The sequence below is a fragment of the Verrucomicrobiia bacterium genome, from assembly GCA_035946615.1.
GTDB lineage: Bacteria > Verrucomicrobiota > Verrucomicrobiia > Limisphaerales > UBA8199 > DASYZB01.
The window spans coordinates 37,686-48,192 of the sequence record DASYZB010000133.1 but is presented as its reverse complement, the minus strand read 5'-3'; the positions used below and the strand labels follow the sequence as shown (position 1 = coordinate 48,192).

Sequence of the window (10,507 nt, the reverse complement as noted above, 5' to 3'; positions counted from 1 at the left end):
CCGGCACGACGGCAGAGGGCATCAACCAGCACTTGGCCGCCATGGGCAGTGGCCTGGTCGGAGTTGGTCAGTTGGAGGTGGAGTTTGGTTTTTCGCTTGGTGAATGCGGGCATGGCTATACATCACCATAATGGTGATGTTATGTCAACAGATTTTTCACCTACCTGTGCATTTTTCCTCACCTGGCTAAGGATCGGGGTGTTTTCGTCAATAAAGCTGGCCGTTTTGGCCCCTGGCCGTTACTCTCCGGCCCAGTTCCAGCGATGAGCAAATCCCGTTCGCCTTTTCGGCACATCCTGGTCGTCGATGATGAGCCCCTGGTTTGCGACGCCCTCAGGATGATGCTCGCCTTCGACGGCCACACCGTCGAAACGGCTGGCAACGGAGAAGAGGCCCTTAGACAATTTGAGCGGGGAACATTCGATGTTGTGTTCACGGATTTCGAGATGCCGCTGATGAAAGGAGACAAACTGGCGGCTGCGATCAAGGCGCGCCGGCCAGAGCAACCCGTTGTCATGGTCACCGCCTATGCAGAAATGCTGAGGGCCTCAGGCAATCCCCTCTCAGGAGTCGATTTGGTCATCGGTAAACCTTTTCTACTGGAGAACCTTCGCGCCGCCATCGCCAAGGTGAGCCCTGCTCCGGCGGGCAAACCCAAAACCAACCCGCCCGATTCCCGCCGGCCTTGCGATTAATTCGCCCGTACTTTGCCGGTCACAGTTTAGGTATTTTTCTGGCTTGTTGACGAATTTGTTACAGGAGATACTTTTTAATCATTAATGAGCCCGGATTTGCTTATGGCTGATTCTGAGATGTTTTCCACCGCCGACCCTGTGATTGCCAACTCCGCAGCAACCGGCGGGCGCGCGCGCGCGGTTTTTCAGACGATTGGCCAGACCTTTCTCATACTCTTGTTGGCGACGGGCAGTTATTTCCTGGTCAGCCATTTTCTGGTCGAATCGGTCACCGTCGTCGGTGTTAGCATGGTGCCCACCCTGCACAATTCGGAGCACTACCTTCTGAATCGCTGGGTTTATTATGTCCGCGCGCCCAAACCGGAGGATGTGATCGTCCTGCGCGACCCAGCCGACCACGGTCTGTCAGTCAAACGCATCATTGCTGTGGGAGGAGATTCCATCGCGCTTAAGGATGGGCGGGTTTATATCAATGGACGCCTTCTGAGCGAGCCCTATCTTCCTCCTGGAATACGCACGTTCGCTTCTGCCTCGATTGATGGCGTGTACAAATGCCCCAAAGATGCATTTTTTGTATTGGGGGACAACCGGAACAACTCCGTCGATAGCCGTGCCTATGGGCCTGTCCCCAGGGGGAACGTGCTGGGCCTGATCATCCGCTAACCTCATTTTTGCATTGATCCCAGGCGCCAAGCCGATAGACTACACATGTCACCTGGGCTATTTGCCGGAGCGCGTGGTAAATTACCGCGAGTGGGGGCAATGGGTAGTTCAACTGACCGTCACCGAGCCTATGCGAATACTGCTGCAGCAAAAAGATACCGGTCTTTACTTCAAAGACATCGATGCCTGGGTGCGCAGCGGTTCGGACGCGATGGATTTCGTCAGCTCCACTGCTGCCATTGATTTTTGCGTTTTGAACAAACTGAACGGGGTGCAATTGGTTCTCAAATTTGACGAGCAGAAATACGATATCGTGATGCCGGTCTTGCCGATGAAGGATCAACCCGCCCATCAATCCGGCGGGCGCGCCTGATTCCTTCCCAGCTTTCTGTCCGATGGCGTTGACCTTTGTTTCAGCAACGCTTCTTCTTGCGCTGCCCTCCGCGCGCATTATGCTGTCAATCATGATCGCCGCAACCGTTGACGCAACCCTCGATGTACCCGTTCGCCAAACAATCGCCCGTTTGGGCGCGCGTGTGCTGGCGGGAGGTGAAATCTCCCGCGAGGAAGCCCTCCGGCTTTTTCATCTGGAAGAGCGGGCGGACATCTTCGACCTGCTGTCCTGGGCCAACCGGATCCGCGAACACTTTAAGGGAAATAAAATCCATCTCTGTTCGATTGTTAATATCAAGGCCGGGAGTTGCTCGGAGAATTGCAGCTTTTGCGCGCAATCCGCTGCCTACCAAACCGACGCTCCACGTTACGGCCTTGTGGATTTGCCACCGATACAAATGGCCGCTGCGGAGGCCCAGGGCAATGGAGTCACCGCCCTGGGGCTCGTGGCGGCCTGGCGCGGCCTTCAAGAGGGACCAGTGCTGGACCAAATCTGCAGCCAGTTAGAAGAACTCAAACAGAGCGGGCAGGCGCGCCCGGACGCTTCGCTTGGAATTATTAAAAGCCAAAAAGTGGCGGACCGCCTCAAGCAGGCCGGCCTGAAATGCTATAATCATAATCTCGAGAGTTCGCGCCGGTTTTTTCCGCAGGTTTGCATCACCCATACTTACGAAGAGCGCCTCGAAACCATCCGGCATTTGAAGCAAGCCGGCATTAAAATCTGCTCGGGCGGAATTCTTGGCATGGGCGAGACGCGGGAAGACCGGTGCGAATTGGCCTTCGCCCTCAAGGAACTGGGCGCACACGTCGTGCCCATAAATATTCTCAACCCTATTCCTGGAACCCCGTTTGAGCACAATGAGCCGTTGGCCCCGCTTGAAATTTTGAAATCAATCGCTTGTTTCCGCTTTATCCTGCCCAAAAAGGAGATCAAAGTGGCCGGCGGGCGCACAGTGAACCTGCGAGACCTGCAGAGCTTGATATTCATGGCCGGCGCCAGCGCCCTGATGGTGGGCAACTATCTCACCACGCTCAATCAACCCGTCGAGAAAGACCTCCAGATGCTCAAGGACCTTGGCCTCGATCCCGCTTGGGATAAACACGACTTTGCCGACCAGGAGCAATAGTGAGTAAATTAGGGCTGTGTCAAACCGGCAACAACCCGGCCCCGAGCCTTTGCCCGGTCTGCGGGAACTCCGGCGGTTGGGCAAGAACATCAACGGCTACTTTGGCGAGACCATCGACATTGCAGCCGTCCTGACCGATTGCGCCGCAGCCGCCCGCGCCCATGGATGGTCGGCTGAAGAGCTCCCCGCCGGCTCCCAATTGTCTCTGCTGACCTTGACGCGGCCGGCTGTCGCAAACCGAGGGTTACAGACCAGCGACTCCGCCCGCAGAATCTACATCAGCACGGGGATACATGGAGACGAACCCGCCGGCCCATTGGCCGTGCGGCAATTACTGCACGAAAACCAATGGCCCGGCGGCGCCAGCCTGTGGTTGTGCCCCTGCTTGAACCCCGGCGGATTCCTTCTCAATCGGCGCGAGAACGCCCAGGGCCTGGACCTGAATCGGCAGTACCTCAATCCGCAGGCTGCCGAGACCTTGGCCCATATCGACTGGCTGCGCCGTCAGCCCTCGTTCGATCTGTGCCTCTGCTTGCACGAGGATTGGGAATCCTCCGGCTTCTACGTTTATGAATTGAACCCGCAAAACCGCCCCTCGCTCGCCGAAACCATTGTGGCGCGCGTGGCCGGGGTCTGTCCGGTTGACCACTCGGAAACAATCGAAGGACGGCCGGCGTCAAATGGCATCATTCGCCCCAGCGTTGACCCCAGGTCTCGGCCAGACTGGCCGGAATCATTCTTCCTGCTCACCTACAAAACGCCCCTCTCCCAGACGTTGGAAGCGCCGTCAGATTTTCCTCTTTCGGCCCGTGTGGCGGCCCTGGTTACCGCTGTGAACGCCGCATTGGGTGAGTTCCTGAAGCCGTAGTCTCGGAGGGCGATTTCCGAACCGCCTAATCTGGTGAGTCATACCGTGATGGCCCCTTTGGATTCGGGATAGGTGGAGCAATCCCAGAACTGTTGGCCCACATGCTTACCGGTCTTGGCCATTCTCAGGATCATTGGTATACCGCCGCGGGCGAACTCGCACCATTTGGCCATTGAACCCGCTATTCCCAATCCCACTCCCGAAACAGGTCGGCAATGGGATATGCAAAGCCCGGCAACAGGTCCTCGCCTTCGAGCAAACCTCCGCTGCCCATTAGTTTCCGCCGGATCAGGGAGTGACAGATTTCGACCCGTTGCGCCTCGGGATCGATCACCCATGCCACCAGCGTGCCGCTTTCGAAAAAGTCCCGCCGGCGTTGATCGAGTTCAGAGCGGGTGTTATTGGGTGAAAGGACCTCGACCGCCAGGTCGGGCGCGCCGGGGAAGAAGCTCCGGGTGGAGCGCTTGAAGCCCAGTGCAGTCAGACGCGCGCGGCTGACGAAGGAGATGTCCGGCGCTCGGCAATTTCGGTTTTTCAACCAAAGACCGGTGCTGGAGTCCAGCACCGCCCCCAAGCGATTCGCGCGCACAAACGTCCGCAGAACCGTCAGCAACTCCGAACAGATGTCGCCGTGGAAGAAATCATTCTTGGGACTCATAACCAACTCGCCGTTGATCACTTCATGTACGAAACCGTCCTCCGGCAGGGCCTGCAGCTCCGCCTCGGTCCAGACTCTCGCCTGCGTTTCGGCCGCAATACTCATGGGTTTATCCTACGATGACGGCAGGGGCGTGTCGAGTCCGCAGAGGATGCAGCAGTCCTCACGAGCCAATCGAAACTTGTGAATTTTGCGCCTTCACGGCATGCTGGTGCGGTCTGATTGACGGAGCCATCTATGAGCAGAAGAATACTGGAATATTTCACAGCCGTTGACACAGACATAAAGGCCTTGGACAAGCAGGTTGACTCCTCTATCCAGCAAGGTTACGAGCCCCACGGCAGCCCTTATGTCATTCCTGGCGAAAAGCCTCAAATCTGCCAGGCGATAATCCGAGCCCAGGACCTGGATACGATGAATCTGTCTTCGGAGACGCCCCTCTGATCCTTCCAAGGATCCTTGGATCCTTTGGGTCAGAACAACTTATTTATTTTCAGGCGAGGGGTTTTCTCCCGGCGGAAAATAAGTTGTTCTGACCCATGGGCTGACGGCCCTTAACGCCAAGATCAACCGCAACTTCGAGGTCTTCAGCGCCACCGGAACTCGTTAATTATTTCGGGTGATACGCTTTACGGCACGACGCGCGGGTGGTTCGCTGGAATCTTCACCGTAAATACAGACGGTTCGGGATTCAAGAATGCTTGCAGTTAACCTAATTTCACTTCGACCCACTATTCCAATGCTGCGGCGACCAGGAGCGGGCTTTGTGCCCGTTGGTCCATCCAGCTCCGGCCCAACTCGGTGAGCGTCTTTTGCTTGAGGACCTGTTCGGCCATGGGAAAAACGATGCGCTCCTCCCGATCGAAATGCTGCCGGGAGTGCCTGACGGCTCGGAGCAGCAGTTGCTGCGCGTCTTTAAGGCGGGTGGCGTGCAAGACGCGTTGGAGGTTGCCGTCCATCTCCAGGTGCTCTTCCAGAAACGCATCTCGCTGCCCGATTTGCTCGAAACAATGTTCCAATGGCCCGAGAAAGAGATCGTCTTCCGAATCCGAGTGGGACTTCAACATCGATTCCATAACTGCCGCAATGGCTTTGACTTCGCCCAAGGTCTTGAAACCCGGCGTCGCGTCTTCGATATGGTCGAACATATTGTGAAACACCAGGTGTTCTGCAAAGAGGGCTTCGGTGATTTTCATCGTTGTTCTTTGTAATCTTCCATGCCCCCGCAAGTGCAGACGAGATTTCTGTCGCCGTATACGTTATCGATTCGCCCGACCGGCGGCCAGAACTTGGACTCTCGCAGCCAGGGCGCCGGGAAACAGGCCTGCTGGCGGGTATAGGGCCGCTCCCAGGTTTCTGCCGCCAAAACCTCTGCCGTGTGCGGCGCGTTCTTGAGCAGGTTATTCTGACGGTCCACCTGGCCCAACTCGATGGCCTGGATTTCGGCGTGAATGCTGATTAAGGCATCGCAAAAGCGGTCCAACTCTTCCTTCGACTCGCTTTCGGTTGGCTCGACCATCATGGTGCCGGGCACGGGCCAGGAAATCGTTGGCGCATGAAAGCCATAATCCATCAGCCGCTTTGCCACATCCTCGACCGTCACGTTTCGGAATTGGCGCATATCCAGGATGCACTCGTGCGCCACCAAACCGGCTGCTCCGCGATAAAGCACCGGGTAAAAACTTTGCAAACGGCGCGCGATATAGTTGGCATTGAGAATTGCATATTGGCTGGCCTCGGTCAGGCCCTTTGCTCCCATGGCGGCGATATAGGCCCAGGAGATGGGCAGGATGCTCGCGCTCCCCCACGGGGCGGAGGCGACCGCGCCAACCGGATTCTCGCCGCCCAGGTTCACAACGGAATGGCCTGGCAGAAAATCGACCAGGTGCCCCGCCACTCCAATGGGGCCCATGCCCGGCCCGCCACCGCCGTGCGGGATGCAAAAGGTCTTGTGCAGGTTGAGATGGCAAACATCAGCCCCGATATCGCCGGGACGGCACAGGCCGACTTGGGCATTGAGGTTGGCTCCATCCATGTACACCTGCCCTCCACTGGCGTGAACGATCTCACAAAGCTCCCGGATTCCTTCCTCAAAGACACCATGAGTCGATGGATAGGTGACCATGAGAGCCGCCAGAGAGGCCCGGTGCGCCTCGGCTTTGGCCTTGAGGTCGGCAAGGTCGATGTTGCCCTGGGCATCGCAAGCGACCGGCACGACCCGCAAGCCCGCCATCACGGCGCTGGCCGGGTTGGTCCCATGGGCGGAGGCAGGGATCAAGCAGACGTTGCGATGACCCTCGCCCCGGCTCTGGTGCCAGGCACGGATGACCAGCAACCCCGAATACTCACCCTGCGACCCCGCATTGGGCTGCAGCGAGATGCCTTCAAACCCGGTCACCTCAGCCAGCCACTCCTCCAATTGCTGAAACAACACCTGGTAACCTCGGGCCTGCCGCAGCGGGGAAAAAGGATGCAACCGGTTCAGTTCGGGCCATGTGACGGGGAGCATTTCGAAAGCCGCATTGAGCTTCATCGTGCAGGAACCGAGTGGAATCATCGAGGTTGTCAGAGATAAATCGCGCGCCTCCAACCGTTTCAGGTAGCGCATCATCTCGGTCTCCGAATGGTGGCGGTTGAACAATGGATGCGCCAGATAGGGGCTCGTGCGAGCCAGCTTGGCGGGATACTCGAACTCCACATCGGCAGCCAGCTCCTCCGGCGTAAAACCCGGAGCGCGATCCGCATTGAACACGCGCCATATCTCCGCTAGGTCCGTCTCGTTGGTTGTCTCATCCAGCGAGAGCCCAAACGCCCGTTCATCCAGGTTGCGGAAATTCATTTTGTGGCCTTCAGCCAGCTTGATGATGCGTTCGCTGCTTTGGTTTCCGATGTCCACGCGGACGGTGTCGAAAAAGATTGCGGGCCCGGTCTTGTAACCCAGGCGCTCGAGGCCCTTGGCCAGTATCTGCGCCAGCAATCGTGTGCGCGACGCAATCCGTTTCAATCCGACTGGCCCATGATAACAAGCGTACATGGCGGCGATGTTGGCCAGCAGTGCTTGGGCGGTGCAGATATTGCTGGTGGCCTTCTCGCGGCGGATATGCTGCTCGCGCGTCTGGAGCGCCAACCGCAGCCCGGGCCGCCCGGTTGCATCCTTGGATGCCCCGACAATGCGCCCGGGCATATGCCGTTTGAAAACTTCGCGTGTCGCGAAAAACGCCGCATGCGGCCCGCCGTATCCCAGGGGCACTCCAAAACGTTGCGCGCTGCCCAAGGCGATGTCTGCTCCAAACTCGCCGGGGGCGCGCAGCAAAGTGAGGCTTAATAGGTCTGCTGCCACGGCCACCAACGCGCCCGCCGCGTGCGCCTGCTCCACAAAACCCGCATAATCGTGCACCTCCCCGTAGGTGTCCGGGTACTGGACTAAAGCGCCAAAGACGCGCTGGTCAAATTGGAACAGGCGATGATCACCAACCAGCACTTCGATTCCCAATGCCTTAGCGCGCGTGTTAACCACATCGATCGTCTGGGGATGGCATTCTGCCGAGACAAAAAAAATGTTCCGCTCCGCCTTTAGCCCATGGCACATTGACATCGCCTCAGCGGCTGCCGTCCCCTCATCCAGCAACGAGGCATTGGCTACATCGAGCCCTGTCAAATCAATGATCATTGTTTGAAAGGCCAGAAGCCCTTCCAGGCGCCCTTGAGATATCTCGGCCTGGTAAGGGGTGTATTGGGTGTACCAGCCGGGGTTTTCCAGCAGGTTGCGCTGGATAACGGCCGGAGTGATGCAATCCGAATAACCCATTCCGATGTAGGATCGGAACACCTGGTTCTGCCCGGCAATGGCCTTTAATTCGTCCAGGACTTCGTGCTCGCTCCGCCCGGCGGGTAATTGGAGCGGCCTGTTGAGACGAATGCCCGCTGGAATTGCCTCGTCCATCATTGCCCCAAGGCTGCTGTAGCCGAGCAACTCGAGCATCTGGCAGGTTTCCTCCGCGCTGGGGCCGATATGCCGCCGCGCAAATGAATCAGGATGTGACAACCAAACATCGGGGGCCCGGGCACTGGCCCGCGCCGCGCCAGGCTCTGAGCCGTTGGTCGAAACTTTATCTGGAGCTTCCGTAACTAGCATCTGTGGAAAGTAAGGAGCGCTCGCTTCAAATCAAGCATGAACTGCCTGCATGAACGGGCCCGCATCAAAATCAATTGTCGCTGGCGCCCAATTGCGGTATTCGTTCCTCATGTGGCAAGGCAGGCGCGGTTGGTTGATGGGCCTCATTCTGGTGGCCGCTACGCTGCTCGTTTACCATCGGGCCTGGAATGGCGGCTTTGTTTGGGACGATGACGCCTATATCACCCAGAACAAGCTGCTGACCGAACCTGGAGGTTTGTGGCGGACTTGGTTCTCGCTGGAATCACCGTCACAGTACTTTCCACTCACCTACACGACTTTTTGGGTTGAGCGGCGAATTTGGGGGTTGAACCCGACCGGCTATCATCTGGTTAATATTCTTCTGCATGCGGCCAACGCGCTGCTTTTGTGGCGTTTGCTGCGGCGGCTGGATGTCCCCGGAGCATGGCTCGCCGCGGCGCTATTTGTCCTGCACCCCGTGCAGGTAGAATCCGTGGCGTGGATTACGGAACGCAAAAACGTCCTGTGCTTGTTTTTCCAATTACTGAGTCTGCTGTGTTGGCTCGAATTTATCGGGCAAGCAGCCACAAAAGTAATCTGGCCCTGGTGTGCCTTGGCGTTAGCGCTTTTTGCCCTGGCCCTCTCCAGCAAGACAACGGCCTGCACTTTACCGGCGGCAATGATGCTCATCCTGTGGTTACGGGGCAAGCCGATGGAAAGACGACAGTGGGTGAGCATCCTCCCTTTCATCGTTTTGGGGCTTGGGATGGGGCTTGTGGCGATGTGGTGGGAACGCCACCACCAGGGCACACAGGGCAAGACCTTTGATATTAGTTTCTTGGAGCGGGTATTGATTGCGAGCCGGGCGATTTGGTTTTACGCGGCCAAATTGATCTGGCCAAGTCACCTCACGTTCAGCTATCCGCGATGGACAATCAATCCTGCTGACCCGCTGGCCTATGGCTGGCTGGTGGCCTGCGCGGGGGCGGCGGGGGTGCTCCTGGCTCTACGGCGATGGATTGGGCGCTGTCTCGAAGTGACTGCCTTGTTTTACGTAGCAACCTTAAGCCCGCTGCTGGGGTTCATCATGCTTTACACCTTTCGATACAGTTTTGTGGCTGACCATTACCAATACATCGCCAGCATTGGCCCGCTGGCCCTGGCAGGAGCGGGCATCACTCTCCTGCTGGATCGAATCAGGCCCAGCAGCGCCTTCCTGAAACCAGGCTGCTACGGCGGGTTGTTGCTGGTTTTGGGAACGCTCACCTGGCAGCAGAGCGGGATGTACAAGGACGCCGAAACCCTCTGGCGCACGACCCTTGAACGCAACCCGAGCAGCGTCCTCGCCCTCTACCAGCTTGGCAATGCGCTTCTCCATCAGGGGCATCTGGAGGAGGCGGTCACGCTCTATCGGCGTGTCCTCCAGATTGATCCCGCAGACGAGGATGTGCACTATAACCTGGCCAATGCCTTGCTTCGCGCAGGACGCGTCGATGAAGCCATCACGCAGTATCAGGCCGCGCTCCAACTCAAGCCCCGCGACCCTGAGAGCCACTGCAATTTGGGCAATGCCCTCTTCCAGAAGGGCCGTATCCAGGAGGCCATCTCCGAGTTCCAACAAGCTCTGGCCGTCCGTCCCGATTTTGCGGATGCCCAGAACAACCTGGGCTTGGCGGCCTGGGTGCTGGCGACCAGCAAAGACCCCTCAGTGCGCAACGTTTTCCAGGCAATTCATTTGGCAGAGCAGGTCAACCAGCTTTGCGGAGGGACCAATCCGATGGTCCTCCGAACCCTTTCCAGGGCTTACGCCGACGAGGGGCGCTACCCCGAGGCCTTGGCCGCCGCGCGGCGCGGTCTGTCGCTGGCCCGGGAGCAAGGCAACCCCGGCTTGGCGCGCGCTCTCGAACAGCAAGTTGATTTCTGCTCGGCGCGCTTTAACAGCACAAACCCATAGCCAACAATAGCTTC

10 protein-coding genes are annotated in these 10,507 nt (G+C 58.0%); 7 read left to right on the top strand and 3 right to left on the bottom strand.

Annotated features, from left to right (window positions below; genetic code table 11):
• Window positions 1-263: 263 nt before the first annotated feature.
• From VG146_19480 to VG146_19460, 5 genes are all read left to right on the top strand, one after another.
• Entirely contained in the window at window positions 264-695 is a 432-nt protein-coding gene (locus tag VG146_19480) for a response regulator (protein HEV2394538.1), read from the top strand.
• 102 nt (window positions 696-797) lie between these two features.
• Window positions 798-1,358 (top strand): signal peptidase I, encoded by a 561-nt coding sequence (lepB, locus tag VG146_19475; protein HEV2394537.1) that lies wholly within the window; start codon window positions 798-800, stop codon window positions 1,356-1,358.
• Between the two features lie 13 nt (window positions 1,359-1,371).
• Window positions 1,372-1,731, top strand: a complete 360-nt coding sequence (locus VG146_19470; GenBank protein HEV2394536.1) for a hypothetical protein — start codon at window positions 1,372-1,374, stop codon at window positions 1,729-1,731.
• 79 nt (window positions 1,732-1,810) lie between these two features.
• Window positions 1,811-2,878 (top strand): biotin synthase BioB, encoded by a 1,068-nt coding sequence (gene bioB / locus VG146_19465; protein HEV2394535.1) that lies wholly within the window; start codon window positions 1,811-1,813, stop codon window positions 2,876-2,878.
• Window positions 2,879-2,894: 16 nt separating this feature from the next.
• The gene (locus VG146_19460; GenBank protein HEV2394534.1) at window positions 2,895-3,746 is read left to right on the top strand and encodes a M14 family metallocarboxypeptidase; all 852 of its coding nucleotides are present in this window, start codon (window positions 2,895-2,897) and stop codon (window positions 3,744-3,746) included.
• 181 nt (window positions 3,747-3,927) lie between these two features.
• Here VG146_19460 and VG146_19455 read toward each other — a convergent pair whose 3' ends face one another.
• On the bottom strand, window positions 3,928-4,509 hold the full coding sequence (locus tag VG146_19455; protein ID HEV2394533.1) for a Uma2 family endonuclease: 582 nt from the start codon (window positions 4,507-4,509) through the stop codon (window positions 3,928-3,930).
• Between the two features lie 132 nt (window positions 4,510-4,641).
• Between VG146_19455 and VG146_19450 the strand changes: the two genes are divergently transcribed.
• Window positions 4,642-4,848, top strand: a complete 207-nt coding sequence (locus tag VG146_19450) for a hypothetical protein (GenBank protein HEV2394532.1) — start codon at window positions 4,642-4,644, stop codon at window positions 4,846-4,848.
• A gap of 287 nt (window positions 4,849-5,135) precedes the next feature.
• On the opposite strand, the gene VG146_19445 is transcribed toward VG146_19450, so the two are convergent.
• Both VG146_19445 and gcvP read right to left on the bottom strand, forming a co-directional pair.
• The gene (locus tag VG146_19445; protein HEV2394531.1) at window positions 5,136-5,600 is read right to left on the bottom strand and encodes a hemerythrin domain-containing protein; all 465 of its coding nucleotides are present in this window, start codon (window positions 5,598-5,600) and stop codon (window positions 5,136-5,138) included.
• The gene (gene gcvP, locus VG146_19440; protein HEV2394530.1) at window positions 5,597-8,539 is read right to left on the bottom strand and encodes an aminomethyl-transferring glycine dehydrogenase; all 2,943 of its coding nucleotides are present in this window, start codon (window positions 8,537-8,539) and stop codon (window positions 5,597-5,599) included. The genes VG146_19445 and gcvP overlap by 4 nt, the downstream gene beginning before the upstream one ends.
• Before the next feature lie 49 nt (window positions 8,540-8,588).
• On the opposite strand from gcvP, the gene VG146_19435 reads away from it, so the two are divergent.
• Window positions 8,589-10,493, top strand: coding sequence for a tetratricopeptide repeat protein (locus VG146_19435; protein HEV2394529.1), 1,905 nt, complete (start codon window positions 8,589-8,591; stop codon window positions 10,491-10,493).
• The last annotated feature ends 14 nt before the right edge of the window (window positions 10,494-10,507 follow it).